Below are 24,700 nucleotides of genomic sequence, written 5' to 3' on the forward strand. Positions count from 1 at the left end.
CACTTACTACCTAGCTCAAATACAGTACTGTTTATATAGCATATGTGATTATTTGTCGCGAATTACTAAAGCAAGAAGTCTACCTTCATGCGATTTTCCAGCTAAACTAGCACGTCGATGAGAATACCAGAGTGGATTTTCCAAAGTGCACATTGGGTTTTGCAAATTTTGCAAACGTTCTGGCAAAGATTCACCTTCCCCATCTACTTCGCAAATCGTACGCAATTCCTCATCTTCAGATAAATATTGCGTTGCAGCTGTAACTCGCGGCAAAGCGTCAACAATATTCGCAACTCCTGCGAGTGCTAAATCAATGCGAGCAGCTTCAGCAATATCAATACCGATTCCACCGAAACGAGTTTTTGTTACAGTTTGCGGGTAACGTTTTTCAAAATCGCGCGCAATACTCTCACCAACTTCGTAGCAATCTCCACAAATACATGGACCGAGCACTGCTGTTATACGAGAACGCTCAGCTCCCTTTTCGCACATTGCTTCGATAACAGCATCAAGCACTCCAGCCATCAATCCTTTTCGCCCACAATGCGCTGCAGCGATTACTCCAGCTTCGTCGTCCGCAAGTAAAACTGGCAAACAATCTGCAGCAAACATTCCTAATGCAAGCGAGCACGCAGTTGAAACTTGCGCATCTGCTTCAATTCTCAATTGCGAATCCGCAAAACCTGTTGCATCAAAGCCGTAAGAAGTATTCCATGAATCTACTACACTATCTGCGTCAAATACTTCTCTGCTATGAACTTGAGCAACAAGCGACAAGTCAGCTTGCAAAGCTTTTTGTAAAGCTGCGCGATTGCTTGCTACAGCCTCCTCACTATCTCCTGCGCGTCCGCCTAAATTAAGTGAAGCAAATGAGCCTTCAGAAATTCCACCCAATCTAGTAGTAAAAACTGCATGAGTGTGAGTTCCTAAAGCCACCGGAATAGTCACAGGAATTGGCGTACCGTCCTCATCTTCGTGAGGCAACGGCATACCAGTTACGCTTGTTTCTTGCATTTTATTGTTTTCTTTCAGCCTAAATAAGCCAATTCTTCATTGCTTAATTGCAAATCGGAAGCTTTCAAACTATCTAAAATTGTAGCTGGTCTGTGAGCTCCAGGAATTACGAATATGTGATCGCCTTTAGCTAGTTCCCAAGCCAAAACTACTTGCTGATAGCTTACGCCATGATTTTCTGCAACTTTGCGGAATGGATCGAAAAGATGCTCGTCATAAGGATGACGGAATCCACCAAGAGGACTCCAGCAAACAAAAGCAATTCCAAGCTTTTCACAATATTGCAACGTATCTTCATTCTCTAAATGAACTGGAGAATATTGATTTTGCACTGCTACTAGCTTTTCTCCTAAAATATTGCGTGCAATATCGATTTGCTCTACAGAAGCGTTAGAAATACCGATTTCTCGAGCCACACCTTCGTCAAGCAACTGTTGCATTGCTTCAATAGACTCATTGTATGGAACTTCCGGATCTGGCCTGTGGAAGTAAAGCAAGTCAATAGTGTCAACGCCTAAAGCCATTGCAGACTCTTTAGCGTGACGAATCAAATGCTCTGGCTTACCATCCTTACCCCACGTTGGTCGTCCGTCAGTAAAGTTACGGAAGTGACCGACTTTTGTTGCAACTAAAATAGAAGATTTGTCGCCTTTCCAGCTTTCTAAAGCCTCACGAACAAGCTTTTCACCAGTTTGTTCCTCGCCGCCAGAGCAGTAATATGCCCAAGCTGTGTCAATATGCGTACAACCTGCATCAAGAGCTGCGTGAATTGTCTTAATTCCCATATCGTGACCAAGATTATTTTCTATTGTCAATGGCATTTCGCCAAAACCAATAGCGGTTGTATCAAACGAACCTAATGCGCGATGCATGACCATATTTCACCCCTATTTTGTAAGTTTTATATTTTCCGTAAGTATTTATTATTGCATTACGCTACTTTACGCAGTCACAATATTTTACTACTTTTTATATTTTATTTTATTGCACAGATTACATAAAACATTTAAATAGCTATCTAAAAGAAATGCCTCCAAACGCAAACGCAGCTTGAAGGCATTTCTACGAATATTTATTTTTTACTTAGTATCTAGCAATAATTTTGCTTTAATACTATTTGCGCGATTAATCTTCCTCAAATGGATCAAAATCGCGACGCACGCGGCGACGAGGACGCTCTGCGCGCTCTTCACGAGCCGAACGATACTCGTCATAGTGATCGTCATCAGCTGCATAACGCGGCTTTCGATCAGATACGCGACGATTTTCTGAATCTCGACGATTTGAACGATCTTCACGGTCGTCACGGTCTGCACGCTCTTCACGATCGTCGCGATTTTCGTAACGATCGTCACGATCATCGCGCATGCGGCGACGAGGACGCTCATCAAAATCGTTATCACTGTAACGGTCATCACGATCCGCACGACGGTCGTCGCGACGAGTGCTGCGGTCATCATAACGGTTATCGCGATCCGCGTATCGGTCATTTCGATCCATGCGATCTCGATCGTCACGATCATCGCGCATGCGGCGACGAGGACGCTCTGCACGATCCGCACGATCATGATTATCGCGATCGTCACGGCGAGAACGACGGTAATCGCCACGAGAATCACGAGAATCGCGATCGTCGCGAGAACCGCGGGAACGATTTTCACGCACTGCTGGAGCAGAAGATTCTTGATCTTCAAAACCTGGAATAGCCAAAGAAATCTTGCCACGCTCATCTACGCTTTGTACGATAACTTCAACATTATCGCCTTCCTTCAGCACATCTTCAACAGTGTCAATGCGCTCACCATTTGCTAAATTGCGAATCTGTGAAATGTGAAGCAAACCGTCAGTTCCAGGAGTCAAATTCACAAAAGCTCCAAAACTTGTGGTCTTAACAACCTTGCCTGTGAAAGTTTCACCAGCTTTTGGCACGCGAGGATTTGCAATAGAATCGATGATTCCCTTAGCTTTCTCAGCAGCTTCGCCGCCTTCAGAAGAAATGTAAACAGTACCGTCATCTTCAATAGCGATTTCAGCACCAGTTTCTTCCTGAATTTGGTTAATCATCTTGCCCTTAGGTCCGATTACTTCACCAATCTTGTCTACAGGAATTGTGGTTGTAATAATGCGTGGAGCAAATGGGCTCATCTCAGCTGGGCAATCAATGCACTCGTTAATAACTTCAAGAATCGTTGTACGAGCTTCATGTGCCTGCTGCAAAGCGGCAGCCAAAATATCAGCTGGAATACCGTCAAGCTTCGTATCGAGCTGCAAAGCAGTGATGAATTCAGAAGTACCAGCAACCTTGAAGTCCATATCACCAAATGCATCTTCTGCACCAAGAATATCAGTCAAAGTCTTAAAGATATGCTTTCCATCAACATCGCCAGAAACTAAGCCCATAGCAATACCAGCAACTGGAGCTTTCAAAGGCACGCCAGCAGCAAGCAAAGAAAGCGTAGAAGCACAAACGGAACCCATAGAAGTAGAACCGTTAGAACCAATAGCTTCAGACACCTGACGAATAGCGTATGGGAACTCTTCGCGTCCAGGCAATACTGGAACCAAAGCCTTCTCAGCTAAAGCACCGTGACCAATTTCACGACGCTTTGGAGAACCAACGCGACCAGTTTCACCAGTGGAGTATGGAGGCATTTCGTAGTTGTGCATATAACGCTTAGTCTGTGGACCAGAAAGCGCATCAACCTGCTGCTCCATCTTCAGCATATTCAAAGTAGTCACACCCAAAATCTGGGTTTCACCACGCTGGAAGAGTGCAGAACCGTGCACGCGAGGCACAACATCAACTTCTGCAGAAAGCGTACGAATATCGCGCAAACCACGACCATCAATACGATAATCTTCAGTCAAAATACGACGGCGAACAATTTGACGCTGCAATTCTTTAAACGCATTGCCGAGTTCCTTTTCCTTTTCGGCTTCGTCCATATCAGTGAATTCTTCAGCGATTGCAGCACGCACGCCTTCTTTAATTTCAGCGATACGATCTTGACGAGGAAGCTTTTCAGCAATAGAAAGAGCTTCATTTAAATCAGCATGAGCAATCTCGTCAATACGAGCATAAAGTTCGTCAGTATATTCTGGGAAGAGTTGGAATTCCTTAGTTTCCTTAGCTGCAATACGCTTCAACTCATTTTGAGCATCGCAAATAACCTTAATAAATGGCTTTGCAGCTTCCAAACCTCCGGCTACAACTTGCTCATCTGGCTTGGTTTGACCATCATTGTAAATCAAATTCCAAGCATTCTTACCAGCACCAGCTTCAATCATTGCAATAGCAACATCGCCATTTTCAATCACACGACCAGCCACAACAATTTCAAATACTGCACGCTCGCGCTCACTCCAACGTGGGAAAGCAACCCACTGGCCATCAATCAAAGCCAAACGAACGCCGGAAACTGGACCCTCAAATGGCAAGCCAGAAATCATAGTAGATGCAGACGCCGCATTCAAAGCAATAACATCGTAAGCATCATCTGGATTAATTGCCAAAATTGTTTCAACAACTTGCACTTCGTTACGTAAAGTGTGTGGGAACAATGGACGCAACGGGCGATCAATAATACGGCATGCCAACGTTGCTTCGTTAGAAGGACGACCTTCACGGCGGAAGAACGAACCTGGAATCTTTCCAGCAGCATACATTTTTTCTTCCACATCAACAGTCAATGGGAAGAAGTCGTAATTTTCCTTCGGGCTAGATCCTGCAGTCGTCGTCGACAAAATCATGGAATCGTCATCCAAATATGCGGCAACAGCACCATCTGCTTGCTGAGCAAGTCGACCAGTTTCAAAGCGTAGCGTACGCTTACCAAATGAACCATTATCAATAACGGCTTCTACAGCCTTAATTTCGGGACCCTCCACGGGTTCCTCCTTTTCTTAACTTACCTAATCAACCAACATGCGTAATAACATTGACGACTTCGCATTATTACCTATATGCGAACATTTGCACTCTTTGCAACACTTGCGTTACGTCAATATTTCGTAGTGTTTTTTGTTTCGGTTACTTCAATCATCCGTATTAAGTTATGCTTCAATTTTCAATTATGTGTTGAATTATTTGTTAATTCTTTTTAGTTATAAATTACTTTTTAGTTATAAATTTTAAATATTGCCCACTACACTTTCCCCAAATATTGCGCATGAGTGAACAATTTATGCATTTAACAATTAAGCAAAACGTATAAATAATACAAAAGCCCGAGCTTAAGCCCGGGCAATAAGACTATCGACGCAAGCCGAGTCGTTCAATCAAAGAACGATAACGGTTGATATCAACACGCTTCAAGTAATCGAGAAGACGACGACGATCACCAACCATGAGCAACAAACCACGACGAGAATGATGATCGTGCTTGTGCTCCTTCAAGTGCTCAGTAAGGTCAGCAATGCGCTTGCTAAGCAAAGCGACCTGCACTTCTGGGGAACCCGTGTCACCCTCGTGCGTCGCGTATTCGTTGATAATGTTCTTCTTATCTTCAGCCGTTAATGCCACGGCGTCCTCCTTAATATCACTGCGCGGTGCCACAACCTTCTGCTGTAGCGCTCTCAATCCGCGGGCGTTACACGCCAAATATCTATTGTACAACCACTTGCAAACAACTCATTTTCGCAAAATCTAAATATTACATTGCTGTCAAAAAACCACCAAAAATAACCGCTAATATTGCCAAAACCTCAATTGCATAAAACATTATGAACGACGCCCAACTACGCGTAAGAACATTCAAAGCCGAGGTTTTAGGAACAATGACAAGCAAACCAACAAAAATGACAGCAAATACAGCTACTCCAATACCTGCAGAAATAATGCCAAGATTTGCCGCATTCGCTAAACCTGAAGCGTGACCATAAACCACATACGTCGAATACCAAAAGCTCATGTTTAGCATGCATAATCCGGCAATAAGTTGTTCTAAAGCCAGAAAAACAGCAAACATTATCCGCCAAATCCAACGATGAGTGTCAATTAACGCCATAGCAAGACTTGTAAAAGCAGACACTGTGATTACCCACGAAATAAAAACAACACCTTGCGAAGATAATCCAGAGCAATGCGAAATAACCCACGAAGTATGACGAGCTGCCATAGTGCGACCAATCCAATACGGAATAACAATAGCAACAAGCAGAACGCCAAAATAAATCCACCAATTCTTTGGATTAGAATGCTTACGAGAAAAATCAGCAATCGATAAGTCTGTTTCCGGCAAACCAATGTTTACATATTCGTCAGGAATTTTGCTTTTCGAATCATCATTCTTTTTCGGAACTTCATTAGCATTGATTACGCGAGCAGAACGTTTCCTAGGCCTTAGCGGAGCAAAACTTTGTGGATGTTCACCATCATGCTCATCATTTAACTTCATGCGTTACTTCTCCTGCCAATCTTTAATCGCCAAGCAATTTCTCAAGTTTTAACCATGCAACATTACATTACTAATTATTATTGTATGTTATAACGCAATTAACTGATAGCGTGTGCACAAAAAGTGTCAACCGTTTATGGCGACTGCTAGGCTCAAAATAACAGTTGTTTCGCTTGATTTTTAATTAACAAGCGTCACTAAATACGCAAAATTTATGACAGGACATTATGGGATTTATTCATTTTATTGTTAACCTACTCAAGGATCCACGCTCAGCTATTGCAAGTTGGATTGCAATGGGCACAGCTCCAGCATTAGGCCTTATTTTTCTCATTGTTTTTATTGAAACAGGCGTAGTATTCTTCCCATTCCTCCCAGGAGATTCACTTCTTTTTGCAGCAGGCTTTTTTGCAGCTCCTGACGCTCAAACAGGTCATAGCGCGCTTCCACTTCCACTATTACTTGCCGTAGTGTGGCTAGCCCCAATTATTGGCGATCAGTGCAATTACTTTATTGGTCATTTCTTCGGACGAAAGATTGTAGAATCTGGGAAAGTAAAAGCGCTCACTCCAGAACGAGTTGCAAAAACCGAAAAAATGATTGATAAATGGGGTCCGCTGGCAGTATTCTTGGGTAGATTCTTCCCATTCATACGCACTTTTATGCCGTTTATTTCCGGAATTTCTGGAATGCGTTGGATACGCTTCACACCATTTTCTGTACTAGGCGGTCTCATTTGGTCGTCGCTTTTCACATTTCTTGGATATTTCTTCGGCAAGATTGATTTCGTACAGAAGAATTTTGAATTAGTAATTGTTGCAATTTTGCTTATTTCGCTTGTGCCAACTTTTATTGGTTTATACAAAGCACACAAAGCAAAGAAAACAGCAAAACTTAATAAAGAAAACAAATAAACTAGTATTTTAACTTACGACACTCAAGCACGCTGCACTACAAGAAATGTTGTTTTTATACAAGCTTTGTAGTACAGTGTGCAGAGTTGTCGTAAGATGATTTGTCTTAGACATTGGGGCTATAGCTCAGTTGGTAGAGCGCTTCGTTCGCATCGAAGAGGTCGTGGTTTCGATTACCATTAGCTCCACTAAGCCCACTGCATTCATTCCACCGCAGTGGGCTTTTTATTTTCTTGCACAATGCCTATCAAATCTATCGAAACTATCAAAACCATTAAAACTATTAAAACAGCTTACTTACGTTAATTTTCTTTTTAAAAATAATGCTAATTCCTAATACAGCACAAAGAATTGCTATAATTCCAGCACAAATATAAGCCACAATTCCTATATAATTTACCGAGTTTCGTTTAAAGGAATCAGCATTTTCAAAAGATTTTTCCGATTTTTTCACTTGCGAACGAGCTATCCAATCATCGTTATCGGAGCTATTGTCGGAGCCATCATCTGAACCATCATCAGAACTATCAGTGTCTTTACTCTCGCTATTTTTAGATTTTTTATCTGCTTCAGATTTTTTTACAAGCTTATTTGCAATAGAAACAATTTTTACATTTTTATATTGCAAAATTGTTATATTTCCCGCATAATCTGCAGCTTTTACTAATACGTCATGAGTAAAACCGTCTGGTTTTAGTTTTGTAGATAAAACTGATTTATTCACATCTTTACCGTTCCAAATGCGATTTGTTTTACCATCAACATCGATTGTTACATATTGCAATGCTATGTTATCTTTTGCACTAATACGTAAAGTTTTTCCTTCTTTATTAGTGCGATAAGTAGAATTATTTTGCATATCAAACACTGTTGCGATTGGAGCAAGATTATCTACTGTAAATTGCACGGAAGCTGGTGCAAATTGCAACATTCCTTCTTTTTTGCTAACTGCACTTTCGCTACAAGAATGATTTCCTACTTTGTCTACTGACATAACACGTACACGATAATGAGCATTATCGGCAAAATTCCGTTTGAAAATAGTGTAAGTCAATCGTTGCCAGCCATGATCTATGCGACTGTTTACAGAAAAATCCTGTTTTGACAAAATCTTCTCTACACCGTCTCGCATAACACTAATTTTTGCAGGACTTGCCAATCCGCTAGGATTGAGTTCTTCAATATGAATATCTTTAGCATTTTGCAATTGTTTACGATTCATTGCTTTAGTGGAACTATCTATACTAAATGATGAACCGCTTCTATTTATAGAAAATTGCAACTTACCAGAAATAACATGATCTACTAAATCTTTAGCACTCCACTGAAGTTGATACACGTCATCGTCTTGAGTTCCATTATAAAAACCTGCGTATTGCACACTTACGCTTTGCGAATCAGCTTTTTTAGGCACAAAAGAATGCAATTCCTTAGCATATCGCATTCTTCTCAGCGAATACGTTACGCTTTCAGGTTTTAACCAACGATCTTTTATAACTAATGTTGGAACTACAGCATGAGAATATGCTCCGCCTTGTTGCACTCCAGTAATAGAAACAGTTGGCGCAAGCGTATCAATAATGAATTTATTACTGATAGAAGAACTCACATTACCTGATAGATCTTCAACACAATAGCGAACATCCCAAGAAGCATCCCCCGAAAAAGAAACATCAGCATACCACATATTTGTATGCACGCCATCGTTTTTAAAGCTTTTAGCTGTAAGTACCATAACCTGTTTACCATCAGCAAAAACTTTCGCAATAGGATAAGAATCATGAAGCAAATACGAGAAAACGAACGAATCATCCTGTATTAATATTCTTGAAGCTCGATTATTACGAAAATATTTGCCTTCATACGATGCGTTGTTATCATAGCTAACACTCAAGCGAGGAGCAATTTTATCAATAACAATATATCGTGAACGCTTGCTATAAGAGTTATCTTTTGTTAAATCTGAGGCATTCAAAACTGAATCAGGAATGCTTAATATTGGCTTACGAGAGCACAATTTGTTGCCAGAAAGTCTATTTTCATTAGAAATATAGTTAGTTTGCTTTGAAACATGAGGATTAGAGTCAACTCCTCCCCATATGCGTTTAGGATGCATTGTTACAGCAGCAAGTCTTATAGAGATATCTTGCAAATCATATATTCCTTCTTTTTGCAATTCAACTCTTACTATTCCTAATACTCGAGGTCGGATCTTATAACGAATATTAACTAGCGACGACACCGCCTCAATCTTAGCTAAATCAGCTTTGGCACTCACTATTTGATATCTTCCAACGCTAACAGTAGCTTTATGCGCGTTCCTAATTTCCGAAGCGTCCAATCCATCAAAAGTTATAAGTAGCGAAGCAGAACGTTTAGTAAACATGTACTCGCCTTGAGTGCGAACAGTTTTCTGTTTTGTCATAACAGAAACATTTGCTATATGCAATCCTTTGGCTGCGTTATAGCTGTTTTTCGCATACGCAATAGAATTAAGTGGCAATAATGCAGCAACTATAGCAACACTAATAAATGCAATAATCCCAATATAGACACCAATGCGAGCGCAACCGCATTTAAGTCGCTTGAAAAAACACATATCCCCCAAATTTCTTTGTTTACACATTTATTCCCCCCTTTTTTATTATTTCTTTTATTTCTTTTGCAAAAAAGCTAGATTAATTTCGTCTTGAACTTTTTTGACACTGTCGATTGCGTTTTTCTTTCTACTTACAGCTTCATCATTTGACACATGCGCTTGTTTAAGAAGATATTCTGCCTTGTCGCACATTTGCTGAATTTCTTGTTTACTGGATCCACTTTCTAGGAACATTGGCAACCACGAATGAATTGATTGCAAAACTAGTTCTCCAGTATCCACGAATAAGACGTCTCCGTGATCTTTCTCAACAATTTGCATTAACTGCTGTAATTGATTCACATAATTTTTATATCTTTCTACGCTTGCACAATCTTTAGAAACATCAACAAGTTGCGCATAAGCGTCAGAAATAGCGATGTACGCGCTTAACATTTTTGATTTGAAACAGTATGCGATATGTCATCAGAATTAGTTTCTACAGTTTGCGAAGACGTTTCATTCGCATCCTTCTCATATTTTTGAGCCTCTTGGAACCATACTTTTGCTACTCGCATACGAGATAATCGTTCTGTTTGCGAAATTTTTCCAGAAAATCCTGCAAAATAGTACCAATACGCTTTGCCTATTTCTATAGAAATATTCGACCAATCTTTATTTACAGGACGCAAGTTTTGCTCGTATTTATTAATCAAACCAACAAAACATTGCTCTTCGTTGACACTCCATTGCTGATCTGCAAGTTGAATTTGCAATAAAATTTGGAGAGGTTTAAATGACATTTTGCTTATATATTTCTTATTGCGCATGCTATTTTGCACTTGCATTGCATGAGAAATATATCGACACGCAATATCCGAATTGCTTTCACGCTCAGCTAATTGCATGTAAGAATCGTAACTTTTATTATTTTTGCGTATTGCTTCAATTCTTTTACTACTTGGCTCACCATTAAAAGATTGCTTATTTCGATTTACAAAAGCATTCCCCACAAATAAACCTAAGCAGTTGAATAAAATTACTATAAAAACTAGCACTATAACAATTAATGCCGTAATTGCATAGCGCTTTTTTCCAGGCTTAGAACTATTTTTGCATTGTTTACGTCGCAATACATTCGTAGAGGTGTCGCATTGTTGTGAATGTTTTTCTGTATGCTCACACGCTTCCAGTGCAGAAAACATTTCTTCGCAATCTTTATATCTATGAGATGGTTTAGTAGCTGTAGCTATTGCGAGCACGGACACTAATTGTTCTACTACTTCACGATTCTCGTGAGGCAATAGTACAGCAGATTGCACGTCTGTTTTAGACACTTCAGTTGGCAATAATGCGTAACGCAATGTCATTCCAATCGAATACACATCGCTTGAAGTAGTTGCTGCAGAGTTTTCATTCAAAATTTCAGGAGCAGTAAAAATATTAGTAGCAAATCGAGCGTCGCACTGGTCTATTGTGCGTAAATCAAGCACTCCCCCGTTTGCATATAATTGCGTTGCAGCACCAAAATCAACCAAACGGACTGTGCCATCTTCTGAAATCATAACCTGAGAAGGCTTAAGATCACCGTATATAATTGGCGGATAATGCGAATGTAAATAAGAAAGTATTGAGCAAAGTTGCATACCTAAATCAAGAACAGTTTCAACATTTTGCAATCCAGATTCTTCTACAATAGATTTTAAAGAACGCCCCTTTACATAATCGCGAACAGCATAAGCTCTACCATTTTCTTCAAAAAAATCAACAATTCGCGGAATAGCTGGATGATCGCATTCCTTTAAAACATTCGCTTCAGCGCGTAAGGATTGAATAATATGCTGTTGATACTCTTCGTCTCCTTGCAAAAGCGTTTCTTTAACAGCCCATTGCTTGTGCAAAACGGTGTCAACAGCAAGAAAGACTGTTGAAGTGCCACCACGCCCCAGCTCACCAAGCAGCTGATAGCGTCCGCCTACACAAACCATCGTTACGCCTCCGCAATATTGAAAACTACAACTACTCATCAAATATTTCAGTTAATTTTTTGAGTAATTGAATTACAGTTGCGACTACTGTACCGATAAATTTATGCGTAAAAAAGCTTTTTATAGCATTGTGGATAAAAGCTTATAAACCTACAAAACTCACGTTTTGTAGAAGAAGTAGAAGAATATATCAGTCGATATTAGCACCCAAAGCTAAAAGTTTGCCTCTAAAATCTGCATATCCTCGATCAATTAGCGAAATTCCGCGCACATTCGACGGACCTTGAGCAGTAAGAGCTGCAATTAAATGACTAAAGCCTCCGCGCAAATCAGGTACGTCAATATCTTGACCAGTCAACGGAGTAGGCCCGAAAATAACTGCAGAATGCTTGTAATTGCGCTGCTGGAACCTGCAAGGAAGCGAACCTAAGCATTCACGATAAAGCTGAATCATAGCTCCCATTTGCACAAGTGGCTTCGTGAAGCCAAAACGATTTTCATAAACAGTTTCATGCACAATACTCAAGCCCTTCGCTTGAGTAAGCGCAACAACAAGAGGCTGCTGCCAATCAGTCATAAAACCAGGATGTACATCGGTTTCAATAGCAACAGGATGCAAATCCCCACCCGGATGCCAAAAACGAATTCCTTTATCTGTAACATCAAACTGTCCGCCAACTTTACGGAACACGTTTAAGAAAGTCATCATTTCTGGCTGAGTTGCGCCCTTAATAAACACATCTCCGTGTGTTGCAAGAGCAGCAGAAGCCCAAGAAGCTGCTTCAATGCGATCAGTTAATGACGTATGAGTGTATCCTTGAAGCTCTTTTACTCCTTCAATACGGAAAGTACGGTCAACGTCTACAGAAATAATCGCACCCATCTTTTGCAAAACGGCTACCAAATCCATGATTTCTGGCTCAATTGCAGCTCCGGAAAGCTCTGTACGACCTTCTGCAAGAACCGCTGCAAGCAAAGTCTGCTCGGTTGCACCGACAGAAGGATAAGGCAAATGAATTTTAGTGCCATGTAAGCCATTAGGTGCAGTAATATGTATACCATCCTCATGATCTTTATCTACATTTGCACCAAGTTTACGCAACGTCTCAAGATGAAAATCAATTGGACGACCACCAATATTGCATCCTCCAAGCGCAGGAATAAACGCTTCTCCAAGACGATGAAGAAGAGGACCAGAAAAAAGAATTGGAATACGAGACGAACCAGAAAGAGTGTCGACGTCAGCTACATCTGCGAGCTGCACTTTTGTGGCATCAATTGTCACAATGCCTTCAGGCCCATTAACCTCAACGTCAACACCATGCAAACGCAACAGATCAGAAACTACATGAACATCGCGAATTTCAGGAACGTTTTTTAGAACAGACTTACCTGGTGCCAACAAAGCTGCAACCATAGCTTTGCTAACAAAGTTTTTTGCGCCACGCACTTTAATAGTGCCATTAAGCGGCTTACCACCTTCTACATGCAACACATCTGCAGCGTCAATGCCACTATTGTTGTTCTGTTCAGCCGTATTGTGTGCGGACACATTTACCTCTTTCGTTCGCGCTAAAACACTATTCACTATAATACCGGCATATTTGCCAACGCGCTCATGCAATCTATTAAAACTGATTAAATTAGCGCGTAGATCGTTGACGCCATCGACGAATCAATCTAGTAAGCAATGATGGTTTACGCAATAAATCTACTTCTGGCAATTCATGCTCAGACTCAGCTGTAAGAGCATAAGTATAGGCTTTTTTGGAAGAAGGTTTGCCAACAAGATTCCCAAATTCAAGCATTTGCGTACGCGGTTCAAACGGATGACGAATATCAAATTCGAGCAAGCGCACGCCTCTTTTAGCAGGTTCAGGACCGTAAGATCCAAAACCACATGTAGGAGTAGCAACAAATAGCATATTACTCTCGGGATCTTTAGCTGCGAAAGAATTGCGGTGATCGTGACCGGCAATTAGCGCAAAAGCTCCGGCATCAAGCAAAGCAGCATATTCGCCACTATCGACGTCAGGGCAGCTAATTCCTTCACCTAAATACCCATCTGGCAGAACATGTTTTTCGTCAAGAGCATAATAGCGGCCAGCAAAAGTACGATACCCCTCGATAGCATGTTCGCGCGCAGCAAGTTCTTGCGGAACTTCGCGAAGAACACGATAATATTGCGGCAATGGAAAATGCTGAAAAACGCAAATATGCTCAGGCAAATAAGAAGAAAGACCAGAAATAAACTCGATAGTTTTTTTAGAAGGGCTACCATAGCCGCCTGATTTAGCATAATCTCCAGAATCAACTAAAACTATTGAAAAAACAACCTTTTCATGCTTTTCATCCATAACAGGTAAGGCAAAAGTACCAGGCTCGCATGTAAAAATAATCTGCTTTGGCAACACACATTTTGTCGATTGCATAGCACTTGCAGAAGATGTACTAGAAGCACTACGATTCATGCAACATGGAAAATCTTGATATATCTTATCAAGCTCTTCATTATTTAGACCGCACTGGAAATCATGATTACCATAAGTAACAACCCATGGAATACTGCGATCTTCTAACGGCTTCATTAACTTAGCAACGAATTCGTGCACTTTATCAACCAATTGCTTCTTATCAGAAGACGAAATATTGGAAGATTCCTGCCAGCGTCTACGCTGAAAAGTTTTTGCAAATACTTTTTCATAACCTGCAATCTGGTTTCCGCTAAAAACTACAAGATCTGGTCGCACAGCATCGCAAGCAGAAGCAATAAGTCGAATGGTGTCTTGTGAAATACGTAACCCATCTTGAACATCTGCACACTGAAGCACTCGGAATTTACCAGAAAGATGGAACTGCAAACGTCCTAAACGCGCCGAAACAGATAAAGGAAGTGCCGCAGATGCATTAGCTTCGGATTGTGCAGAATCAGTCATACTTTAAGCATACGGCAGATATGCCGCGACTCACTCAATTTTGTTCGCAAGTTTACATAAATTATTTACATTCAAAAATACTAAATTAAGCAAATACTGATAAGAAATAACCCAAAAGCGATAAAAACGTGCAATTTCAGTAAAATAGTTACAAATTCACAGACAATTCACAGGTAATCGCATTACTGCACTCAGCATAAGGTGGTTATTATATATACATCAAAAGGAAATAAACTACAAGCAAGTAGTTGAATTTGACTTTAATAACTTAAACCTCTCTTCTTCTCTTCTTTCTCTAACCCCGGTCACGCACCGGGGTTTTTGATTTTAAGGCTGCATAAGAAGCGTGCGGCAAGCGTAGTAAACGGGATAAGCGTGTACAAGCGCGGTAAACGGCAAAAACTGAGCACGCATGTAAAGAAACTGCCGTTTTATCACCTTAATCCGACCAAAACTTTACAGCCGCGTAAAGAAAAGGTCGCGCGCTGAGGCAAATCGCAGGAATACAGATAGATAACAAAAAAGCCCTCGTTCTACGAGAGCTATTCGCTGGGGTACCTGGACTCGAACCAAGAATGGATGAACCAGAATCACCTGTGTTGCCAATTACACCATACCCCAATTGGCAGGCTTCGCGGCTCTTGGGACCGTTCCGTCTTCGTACCCCCGACCGGATTTGAACCGGTGTTGGCGCCGTGAGAGGGCGTAGTCCTAGACCGCTAGACGACGGGGGCTTTCATTTATCAGCTACGCCTCTTGACGCAACAAATAGCGACTTTACAACATAACAACTCAATACGCAACCGCGGCGTGTCGAAAATATATTAAACGAAACATAAAACAAATAAAAAAGCGGGAACGTAGCAATAGTGCCACGTTCCCACCTTGTTCAAATTTTATTTGAGCTTATAAATTATTGGTGATTTACAAATGCTCACGCAATCCAGCTAAACGCGCCAAAGTCACGTCTTTGCCCACGATTTCCATGGACTCAAACAGTGGCGGAGAAACGCGACGGCCAGAAAGTGCAACTCGCACAGGACCAAATGCCAAGCGCGGCTTGTAACCAGCTTCCTCAACAAGCTTCTTATTCAAAAGCTCATGCAAGGAATCAGTGTGCCAATCAGCGGCATCAACACCCTTCAAAGCAGCGAGCGCAGCGTCAAGAACCTCGCCTGCAGATTCCTTCAACTGTTTACGAGCGTCGTCATCTGGAACAATGTAGCCATCTTCGCTTAACAGGCTTCCAACCATTCCAGCGACTTCACCAAGCAAACGCACGCGAGGCTGTACAAGAGGAGCTGCAGCTGTGAGTACTTCACGCTCGCGGTCAGTTAACGCATCCCAATTATCTGCGCTAACTACGCCATCCTTATGCAAGTAAGGCACAGAACGGTTCAAGAAATCTTGCGGATCGAGCATACGAATATGCTCAGCGTTGATGGAAATCGCCTTGTCTAAGTCAAAGTGTGCAGGATTTGCCTTAACGTCTCGCACATCGAACTTTTCAATCATTTCGTCCATAGTGAACACGTCACGATCAGGAGCGATCGACCAGCCAAGCAAAGCCAAGTAGTTCAGTAAGCCTTCTGGAATAAATCCGTTATCTCTATGCAAGAACAAGTTGGACTCAGGGTCTCTCTTGGAAAGCTTCTTCTTACCTTCGCCCATAACGTAAGGCATATGGCCGTAAAGTGGAGTTTCCTTAGCAATGCCCATCTCCATAAGGTAACGGTAAAGCACAATCTGACGAGGCGTGGAGCTAAGAATATCTTCACCGCGCAAAACAACGTTCACATCCATTAACGCATCGTCAACAGGGTTTGTAAGCGTATAAAGTGGATCGCCATTCGGGCGCACAATCACATAATCTGGAACAGATCCAGCTTTAAAGGTGATTTCGCCACGAATTAAATCGTTAAAAGTAATGTCTTCATTTGGCATCTTCAAGCGAAGTGCAGGTTTGCGGCCTTCGTCGCGGAAAGCTTGCTTCTGTTCTTCCGTAAGATTGCGATCGTAGCCATCGTAACCAAATTCAGCAGGACGACCAGCAGCAATATTACGCTCCTTAATTTCTTCAGGAGTAGAGAAGGATTCATAAGCGTATCCTGCTTCAAAAAGCTTTTGTGCTACGTCTTTATAAATTTCCATGCGCTGGGACTGGCGATACGGTCCGTTATCTCCACCAACATCAATGCCCTCGTCCCAATCAATATTGAGCCAACGAAGAGCCTCAATAATCTGCTGGTAGCTTTCCTCACTATCGCGCTCATTATCGGTATCTTCAATACGGAACAGCAATTTGCCGTGAGTATGGCGAGCCTCCGCCCAGTTAAATAGCGCGGTACGAACCATACCTACGTGAGGTGTACCGGTTGGCGAAGGGCAAAAACGCACGCGAACATTCTTTGGAAGTTCAGGCTTTGCGGATTTTGTTGCATTATTAGCAACTTCTTGAGTTTCCTCGATATCAGTCATAGGTTCCATTGTGCCGCGCGTTACGGACGTGCAGCATTCGCATCAAACATAAGTCAACCTAAAAACTAATCAAGCGCCTGCGTAGATTCTTTATTACCCTCAACGTGCGCAAACTTCGCAGCAAGAGCCTCGCGGGACTTTCTATCATCCTCTTCTTTTGCGAGCTTCTTCGCAACTTCAGGATCCCACAGCACGTCTTCACGATGCTTTTCCCACTCTGAAATAAGCAGCGGCGAAATAAAATTGACCAACGCACTTATATCACAATTACACTTATCACTAGAATTGCGCACACAATCAACAATCTCACGCCATTGAGCATCCTTGAACATCATTCGCGGCAAACCAGCACACTCACATATTTCGTTAATATATAAGAAGATTGGTAAAGTTTCGCAAATCTCGTTAGTTTTTTTAATTAGATTTGTTAGTAAGCTTAAAACTACAATAATTTTTTGCGTTTCCAATGATTTATTTTCATAACAAGAAACCATTTGTTTCGCATAATTAATTGCAAAGTCGATATTGTTAATACTCCAATTACCTTCAACATTTAACGTATCGGCTGCTGCATTTATTGCATTAGAATCTTCGGCAGAATGAGATGCAATCTTACTAAAAATAGAATTTATATTATTACTATTTTCTAGTATTTCTTCTTCTGCTTCATCATAGTTAGGCTCATAGCATGAATCCATATTGTCGTAAGCATCGGCGGCAGCAAGTAGCGCGTCTACTATTTCTTGCGGACGTCCAGGAATTTCATCCGCGCCTTCATACACAAATTCAGCATCCGGAACGGTAACGTCAAGATTCGTGAGTATTCGTGCTATTGCTCGCATTGAGCGCACCTCAAGATTTTCCGCATATTTTGCGTCGTTATCTAAGTGTCGCGCTTCCGTCAATGGCCATAATTCTGTTAGTTTTGCGGCAGATTGCGCTGCATCATTCAGCATTAGCATACTTTTTTCATTATTTTTAATATCTTCAGAATCTTTGACAGAATCAACAGAATTAACCATTTCAATGCTCCTTCGCATTATATGTTACTTACTTCACTCGCCCAGCAGGATCAACATACGTAATTGAAAGCACACGCAAAGTCTCACAATCGTAAGTAATAGAAGTAATCGAAGCTAAAGCCGTGTGACGAAGAAGCATATTATGTTCAGCGTGACCGGTTTCCAGTAGGTGTCTATAAGACCAGATTGGCGACTCATGAGTAACTGCAACGATTTGCTCACCAGGATGCTTACGAACCTGCTCGCGCGCAAAATCACCAACGCGAGTAGCAATACTGCGGTAGCTTTCTCCCCAACTTGGCTTCCACAAATTCGCAACAAGCTTCCAATTGTCGTTTTTCCACAGCGCGCCTTCACCGTAGCCTATGCGTTTTCCGCGGAAATTATTTCCAGCTTCAATTAAGCGTTTATCTAAAATAATGTCGCTTTCTTGAGATTGCACAGAAGATTGCGCAGAATCTTCATCACAGTGCGCTTTTACATAGGCAGAATCTGCAATATTGCGCAAAGCATTTTCGATTTCACGCGCTGTTTCACGAGTCCGCTCAAGAGGAGACGAATAAATTGCAGTAATTCCGCGCATTTGCGGAACAGTGGCAATATATTTTGCTGTAGCTTGCGCCATCCTCACTCCGCGAGCCGAAAGATGAAATCCAGGAAGACGCTCATACAACACGTGATTTGGATTATCAACTTCTCCATGACGCACAAAATGAATTGTCGTAGCTGGCATTGCGTTCTACTTTCTGTTTAAAACATTAAAACAATTACTTGCGGTTTTTTGTATGATTAAGCGACCACATTCCCAAGCGGTGAGCAAAACTAGTATCTTCTTGCGCAACATACCCAGGCTGTTGAGATTTAGTATCATCGAGCAGCCACTTTCGTATAACAAAATTCCACACAGCAACAACAACAGTAGCTACAAGTTTTCCTATATTTGTGCGCAAAACGTATACTGCAGATCCGCGTAAAGTTTCAGCCATTCCTAACGTACTAGCCCAAATAATCAAATCGTTTATAAGCAAACCTATGACTGCGGAAATAACAAAAATCAGAAGCTCCATCCACTTTGCCATATCTTCACGATGTTTAAAGACGTATTTCATACTGGCAATATAGTTGAAGATAAGTGAGATTACGAAAGAAATCGTACCCGCAACCACATTATTTAAGTGCGCAAGCATTAATAAATTGAGTAGCGCAACGTCAATAATAAGGGCAATAATGCCCACAATTCCAAACTTTACAACCTGTTCAATAAGCTTTTTCATAATATCCATTAAACACGCGGCTGCTAACAAATAACATATAATTGTTACGTAATAAAGCTTACTAAATTTAGCAAAGGAGCGATTATGCCAGTTATTCATACTCATGTTTCTGTAAGCACAACACCTGCCCAGCGTGACGCATTAAAAACTGCTTATGGCAAAGCAATTAGCGCAGTTCCAGGAAAAAGCGAGCATTGGCTCATGTGCCCATTCGAGGACAATATGCCGATTTATTTTGCAGGAGACGATTCCAAGCCTGCAGCTTACGTTGAGGTGAACGTGTTTGGTTCCAGCGTGCCAGGGTCTGCTTGGGAAAAGTTAACTGAGCAGATTATGGCAGCTTTAGAGCGAGAGCTTGGGATTCCACAGGATCGCACTTATATTCGTTACACTGCAACTACTGACTGGGGTTGGAACGGCGGCAACTTCTAGTCGCAAGCCTCCGAGCTTGGGACAATTTGTCCCCACGAGGCAACTAACTTCTGATCGCAAGTCGAAAGTCGCATAAAATCTCCATCAAATAACCTAAACAAAAGCCTACCGCAAACAAGCACGGTAGGCTTTGTCACACCCAATAGGTGTTAGGGCAATCGGCAAAAATTACTTGATGTTTTCTTTCATCATTCTCTTTTTGCGAAGAATTCCTAAGCCTGCAACACCAAGCCCTAATGCCGTTAATGCGAACGGAAGAGTTGTTGATTCACCCGCCTTAGGAATTTCACCATGCTTCTTTACAGGAGTATTTGACACAGATTCTGACTGCGATTCAGGCTCAGAATCCGGTGTCGGTGTAGATTCTGGCTGCGTTTCAGGCCCAGGAGCCGGTGTATGAGGATTTGGCTTAAGTTCCGGAGTCGGTGGATTAGGCGTTGGTTCCGGTGTTGGAGCTGGTGGGTTTGGAGTTGGATCCGGATTTGGTGCCGGAGGATTCGGAGTTGGATCCGGAGTTGGTACAGGATCTTTCGTGTAAATAGCATACACAGTCATATCGCTATTAACTATGCTTGCTCCCGTAAACGCAGTACCTTTACCGTCTTCCTTTGTATTCCATTCCTTGAAGGTATAACCGGCCTTCGTTGGATTCTTCGGCATAGACTCATCAGTCAACGCATCAGTATCAATAGCCTTACCAGTTTCCACTTTCACAGTTGCATGCGTCTTATCGCCGTCCTTGAAAGTAACCGTGCTTTGAGCAGGCTTAACAACATTAAATGTATATTGGATTTTATACTGACTGTCGTTAGCAGTTAAATTGCTATCTTTACCGCTAGCTTCTTGAGGGGCTGCAAAGTAATGTATATATGTCCACGTCAGACCTTTATTCTGTCTAACTTCGTCATAGGTGGATCCTCCAACATTCATATACTCAAGGAAACCACCGATGGAACCAGTAACAACATTCTTACCTTGCACGGCATCTTTAGTAATAGCTATATCCTTCATAGATACAGAGATTGTATTGAGAGAATTTAACTCATTCTTAAATTGGTCTTCCGTTAAGAACGTTTCTCCAGCACCTTTTCTTCTTAGCGTAACGGTAAGTGTCATACCGGTTTTAACTTCTCCGCTTACAGAAGTGGAGAGCGTTAGCAAATCAGAAGATGCATCAGATGTTGCCGTTGCTTTAGATATATCAAATCCCTTAGGAAACTTGATGGTGTAAACAAGCTGTGAATCCGTTAAAAAGCGTAATGTTCCGTTAGCCTTTTCGCTCCTATACATGTCATGACCAGAAAGTTCAGAGAAAATCGGCTGAGATAACCAGTTCATGTTTGAGAGCGTTAATTTCAAACTTGACAGATTATCACCAGCAGAAATCTTTACATTTTTTGACGTTGTGTCATCATTATAGGAAAGATCTCCATAAAACATTGGATTATCTGTCATCGGAACAGCTGGATCATCCGTTGCACTTTCAGGCTTATACTCTTTAAGCATCTTCAAAAGCGGAGAAAGTGCAGGTTTTCCATCATCTGAATGAATGCCTGTTGAATAGCTAAAATACTGAGTTTGATCAACAGCATCCTGACCACCTATTTTTTTAATTGCATCACGAATTTTAGTTCCTTCAGGTTTCAAAACACCTTTAGGGACGGCTGCAATTTTTGAATCGCCAAAAATATCTGTATTCGCTTCTTCAAGTTCAATCCAAGTATTTCCTGATTTCATGGAGCTAAAATCTTCAGCCACTTCCGCATGCGCTACACCCGATGAGAATGTGGAAAGGAGCAACGCTGAAAATAGTATGCTTAAAACTTTCTTCATAAAATACTCCTATTAGCGCACAACATTAACGGTTGCCTTATTAGTCTTAATATCAACAATTTGCTTTTGGAAAATGAACTTCTTATAAAATAATTCACATTTGCCTTCAGCTGTTATCTGTCCTAAATTCTTAACAGAATCGTCTTTAACTTCTACAGAATATGGAATGCTGATAGAAATAGGATGCCCTGTCATACCTGCTTTTCTTTCATTTTCGTATAGATTAAAGAAGCCCTTGTAGTCGTTCCAGTTTCCAAGACTAAAAGTAAAAGTTACCGAATTGGCGTCTTTATCGTATGATTTTTTGATTTCACTAATCATAGAAGTGTTTGCAGAGCAAGAAACCTTTTCTAAATTAACGTTGAAATTTTTAGGGAAAGTGACAGTATATTTAGCTGTTGGGAAATTTTGTCCCTTATCAAACATAACCAAATTCTCAAAAGCTCTACCATGAGAATCAGTCTTCCCCTTAAAGTCTTTAATATATTTTTGGTATGCACCTTCTAACAGATCGCTTGTTTCGACAGATCCTGAAACAACACCCTCATAGTAAAGATTACCGTCTTTATTAACATCCTTACCTGCATTTTGTAATGCATCTGTTATAGTAATTGTTCCTACAATCTTATCTTTTGCAACTTGATCATATTCACTTGTTACATTACTTCCAGCCGCAAATGCCTGTGTAGTTCCAGCCATTACACCAAATGCTACTAATGTTGCCATCAATAGACCCATTGTCTTTTTTACTAATGTTTTCATATTTTCCTCCTTATTAATCTAATAATGTTCTTTTTATTGTTTTGAAAAATTGAATAAAAATAGGCAGAAACACATACCTATCCATCAGGCATGTATTTCTGCCAATTAAAAAAGTCTACGTGAAAAGAGACAGAACTATGCTGTCTGTCTGTCTGTCTGTCTGTCTGTCTGTCTGTCTGTCTGTCTGTCAAGGATTTTGTCAGTTTTTTCATGGCTTGTCAACCTTTTATGCTAATCTCTTTCATGTTAATTGTACAAGAAAAAATCTATATTGACTAGCCTTTATATATTGTATATCCGTTACTTACTCGTCTATATAGATCACATCAATCTTTCCTGCAAGCGTTTCCTAACACAACTTCAAACCATGCAGGCTATCACCAATATACACCAGGGGACAATTTGTCCCCACGTAGGCAGCTAACTGATCGTCACACTTGCGCATCTTTTTTAACAAATAACCAAAACAAAAGCCTACCGTACGCGAAAACATACTGTAGGCTTTTTCAATACAAGTAAATATTACTCTCGAGAATTACGCACAAGACTATGACTCATCAGTAATAGAATCATCGCTACTAGCAACACTGCCTTCAAGATCTGGACCAGCAGCTAGACGAGCCACCTCTTCCATGTCCTTGTTTTCAAATAAAACCATGCGGACATAGCCAACAACAAATCCAACAACAGCAGGGCAAACCCAAGCCATGCCAAATTCCGAGAACGGCAACCAGTTTTGAGCAACCACCAACATATCGTTCATATGCAATGCGTTGCGCAAAGCTGTTGGCAAACTATTCAAAAAGTCAAATACAGCTGCAACACCAGTAAAACCAAGTGTCCAAGCGTACACGACTTTGGAATTTCCAAAAAGTCGACCGCACAAAGCCAAAAGAATCAATACGATTGACAGTGGATACAAGAACATCAATACTGGAACTGCATATTCGATGATTGTGCTCAAACCAAAGTTTGCAAGGCCAAACGAAACAAGCGTAATCAACACAGACCAAACGCGATAGCTAGGACCCTTAGGGAATAACTTAGAGAAGGTTTCCGAGCAGCTTACAATTAAACCAACTGCCGTCTTTAAGCATGCAAGAGTAACAGTTGCAGCAAGAACAAGCAAACCAACGTTTCCAAGATGGTAGCGTGCAACTTGCGCCAAAGTTACGCCACCGTTTTCAGCAGGCTTAAACAGTGCACGGCTACGCACACCGACAACAACAATTGCGACGTAAATCAACGCCATAAGCAAGCAGCTAAAGAATCCAGATCGCACAGTATTCACTGCCACATCTTTAGGGTCTTTTACGCCAAAGGATCGAATAGTACTAACAACTATAATGCCAAAAGCCAAGCTAGCTAAAGCATCCATTGTATTGTAGCCATCTAAGAATCCTGTAAAGAATGATTCATTAACATACTTCCCTATAGGAGCAGCATCCGCAGAAGCGCCGCTTACAGGAGAAAACAGTGCAGTAAATACCAGAATACCTAAGAAAACCAGGAATATCGGCGTAAGAACTTTACCAACCCATGTAAGTATTCCGCTAGGCTTCATAGCAAAGAAGAATGCTAACGCGAAGAAAACCACAGAGAACAAGAACAAATACAATTGACCGTTTCCGTCTTGTGGAACAACGCGCTCCAAACCAACAGTGTACGAAGTTGTTGCGCAGCGAGGAATTGCAAAGAATGGTCCGATTGTTAAATACAGCACACAGGTAAAGAACATGCCGTATTTTTTGCTCGGCTTACTAGAAAGTTCAAAAAGACCGTTTGCGCGACTCATCGCAAGAGCCGTAACACCAAGCAATGGCAAACCAACGCCGGTAATAATAAAGCCTAATGCTGCAGGAGCGGAATTGTTTCCTGCATTAGCTCCAAGGAACACAGGGAAAATCAGGTTTCCTGCGCCAAAGAACATACCAAACAACATGACCGCCACGTACGCGGACTCAATAATGGTCAAGTTCCTTTTTTTCGGGGCACTATCTGTGCTGACACTTTGTGTTGTGACGCTCATGCTTACACCTCCCATAAGGATAAATTTGTATTTATATACTATTC

General features: G+C 41.3%; 19 protein-coding genes and 3 tRNA genes. 3 read left to right on the top strand and 19 right to left on the bottom strand.

Annotated features, from left to right (window positions below):
- Nucleotides 1–48: 48 nt before the first annotated feature.
- The 5 genes from HXT58_RS05125 to HXT58_RS05145 form a co-directional block, all read right to left on the bottom strand.
- Nucleotides 49–1,014: a polyphenol oxidase family protein gene (locus HXT58_RS05125; RefSeq protein WP_004105603.1), complete on the bottom strand. Its 966-nt coding sequence runs from the start codon at nt 1,012–1,014 to the stop codon at nt 49–51.
- A gap of 14 nt (nt 1,015–1,028) precedes the next feature.
- The gene (locus tag HXT58_RS05130) at nt 1,029–1,892 is read right to left on the bottom strand and encodes an aldo/keto reductase (RefSeq protein WP_064340693.1); all 864 of its coding nucleotides are present in this window, start codon (nt 1,890–1,892) and stop codon (nt 1,029–1,031) included.
- A gap of 247 nt (nt 1,893–2,139) precedes the next feature.
- Nucleotides 2,140–4,902, bottom strand: coding sequence for a polyribonucleotide nucleotidyltransferase (locus HXT58_RS05135; protein ID WP_064340706.1), 2,763 nt, complete (start codon nt 4,900–4,902; stop codon nt 2,140–2,142).
- Nucleotides 4,903–5,266: 364 nt separating this feature from the next.
- On the bottom strand, nt 5,267–5,536 hold the full coding sequence (gene rpsO, locus HXT58_RS05140; RefSeq protein ID WP_004109774.1) for a 30S ribosomal protein S15: 270 nt from the start codon (nt 5,534–5,536) through the stop codon (nt 5,267–5,269).
- A 130-nt stretch (nt 5,537–5,666) separates the two neighbouring features.
- Nucleotides 5,667–6,410 (bottom strand): hypothetical protein, encoded by a 744-nt coding sequence (locus HXT58_RS05145; RefSeq protein ID WP_004105612.1) that lies wholly within the window; start codon nt 6,408–6,410, stop codon nt 5,667–5,669.
- A gap of 227 nt (nt 6,411–6,637) precedes the next feature.
- On the opposite strand from HXT58_RS05145, the gene HXT58_RS05150 reads away from it, so the two are divergent.
- Nucleotides 6,638–7,324, top strand: coding sequence for a DedA family protein (locus tag HXT58_RS05150; RefSeq protein ID WP_004105614.1), 687 nt, complete (start codon nt 6,638–6,640; stop codon nt 7,322–7,324).
- 115 nt (nt 7,325–7,439) lie between these two features.
- A tRNA-Ala gene (locus HXT58_RS05155) sits at nt 7,440–7,512 on the top strand.
- A gap of 95 nt (nt 7,513–7,607) precedes the next feature.
- On the opposite strand, the gene HXT58_RS05160 is transcribed toward HXT58_RS05155, so the two are convergent.
- The 11 genes from HXT58_RS05160 to HXT58_RS05210 all read right to left on the bottom strand — a co-directional run bounded on the left by HXT58_RS05160 (nt 7,608) and on the right by HXT58_RS05210 (nt 19,600).
- Nucleotides 7,608–9,923, bottom strand: coding sequence for a hypothetical protein (locus tag HXT58_RS05160; protein ID WP_415705797.1), 2,316 nt, complete (start codon nt 9,921–9,923; stop codon nt 7,608–7,610).
- A gap of 54 nt (nt 9,924–9,977) precedes the next feature.
- Nucleotides 9,978–10,358 carry a hypothetical protein gene (locus HXT58_RS05165; RefSeq protein ID WP_421775625.1) on the bottom strand — a complete coding sequence of 127 codons (381 nt, stop codon included), beginning with the start codon at nt 10,356–10,358 and terminating at the stop codon, nt 9,978–9,980.
- The gene (locus HXT58_RS05170) at nt 10,352–11,890 is read right to left on the bottom strand and encodes a serine/threonine protein kinase (RefSeq protein WP_421775626.1); all 1,539 of its coding nucleotides are present in this window, start codon (nt 11,888–11,890) and stop codon (nt 10,352–10,354) included. The genes HXT58_RS05165 and HXT58_RS05170 overlap by 7 nt, the downstream gene beginning before the upstream one ends.
- A gap of 190 nt (nt 11,891–12,080) precedes the next feature.
- Nucleotides 12,081–13,442 (bottom strand): UDP-N-acetylglucosamine 1-carboxyvinyltransferase, encoded by a 1,362-nt coding sequence (gene murA / locus HXT58_RS05175; RefSeq protein WP_004109784.1) that lies wholly within the window; start codon nt 13,440–13,442, stop codon nt 12,081–12,083.
- A 91-nt stretch (nt 13,443–13,533) separates the two neighbouring features.
- The gene (locus HXT58_RS05180; protein ID WP_004105623.1) at nt 13,534–14,826 is read right to left on the bottom strand and encodes a metallophosphoesterase; all 1,293 of its coding nucleotides are present in this window, start codon (nt 14,824–14,826) and stop codon (nt 13,534–13,536) included.
- A 549-nt stretch (nt 14,827–15,375) separates the two neighbouring features.
- Nucleotides 15,376–15,447 (bottom strand) — tRNA-Gln (locus HXT58_RS05185).
- 40 nt (nt 15,448–15,487) lie between these two features.
- Nucleotides 15,488–15,560 (bottom strand) — tRNA-Glu (locus tag HXT58_RS05190).
- 190 nt (nt 15,561–15,750) lie between these two features.
- Nucleotides 15,751–17,313, bottom strand: a complete 1,563-nt coding sequence (gltX, locus tag HXT58_RS05195; protein ID WP_415705793.1) for a glutamate--tRNA ligase — start codon at nt 17,311–17,313, stop codon at nt 15,751–15,753.
- A 56-nt stretch (nt 17,314–17,369) separates the two neighbouring features.
- On the bottom strand, nt 17,370–18,326 hold the full coding sequence (locus HXT58_RS05200; RefSeq protein WP_101892184.1) for a hypothetical protein: 957 nt from the start codon (nt 18,324–18,326) through the stop codon (nt 17,370–17,372).
- A gap of 28 nt (nt 18,327–18,354) precedes the next feature.
- Nucleotides 18,355–19,059: a histidine phosphatase family protein gene (locus HXT58_RS05205; RefSeq protein ID WP_116971203.1), complete on the bottom strand. Its 705-nt coding sequence runs from the start codon at nt 19,057–19,059 to the stop codon at nt 18,355–18,357.
- A gap of 34 nt (nt 19,060–19,093) precedes the next feature.
- A complete protein-coding gene (locus tag HXT58_RS05210) occupies nt 19,094–19,600 on the bottom strand; it encodes a GtrA family protein (RefSeq protein ID WP_032835361.1) in 507 nt (168 codons plus the stop codon).
- Nucleotides 19,601–19,684: 84 nt separating this feature from the next.
- On the opposite strand from HXT58_RS05210, the gene HXT58_RS05215 reads away from it, so the two are divergent.
- Nucleotides 19,685–20,032 (top strand): phenylpyruvate tautomerase MIF-related protein, encoded by a 348-nt coding sequence (locus HXT58_RS05215; protein ID WP_064340643.1) that lies wholly within the window; start codon nt 19,685–19,687, stop codon nt 20,030–20,032.
- A 168-nt stretch (nt 20,033–20,200) separates the two neighbouring features.
- Here HXT58_RS05215 and HXT58_RS05220 read toward each other — a convergent pair whose 3' ends face one another.
- The 3 genes from HXT58_RS05220 to brnQ all read right to left on the bottom strand — a co-directional run bounded on the left by HXT58_RS05220 (nt 20,201) and on the right by brnQ (nt 24,656).
- Nucleotides 20,201–21,865: an InlB B-repeat-containing protein gene (locus tag HXT58_RS05220; RefSeq protein ID WP_415705790.1), complete on the bottom strand. Its 1,665-nt coding sequence runs from the start codon at nt 21,863–21,865 to the stop codon at nt 20,201–20,203.
- A 12-nt stretch (nt 21,866–21,877) separates the two neighbouring features.
- Entirely contained in the window at nt 21,878–22,627 is a 750-nt protein-coding gene (locus HXT58_RS05225) for a hypothetical protein (RefSeq protein ID WP_004574138.1), read from the bottom strand.
- Between the two features lie 547 nt (nt 22,628–23,174).
- Nucleotides 23,175–24,656, bottom strand: a complete 1,482-nt coding sequence (gene brnQ, locus HXT58_RS05230) for a branched-chain amino acid transport system II carrier protein (RefSeq protein ID WP_174164266.1) — start codon at nt 24,654–24,656, stop codon at nt 23,175–23,177.
- Between the last annotated feature and the right edge of the window lie 44 nt (nt 24,657–24,700).

It is taken from the genome of Gardnerella sp. KA01000, from assembly GCF_049244035.1.
Taxonomy (GTDB): domain Bacteria; phylum Actinomycetota; class Actinomycetes; order Actinomycetales; family Bifidobacteriaceae; genus Bifidobacterium; species Bifidobacterium leopoldii.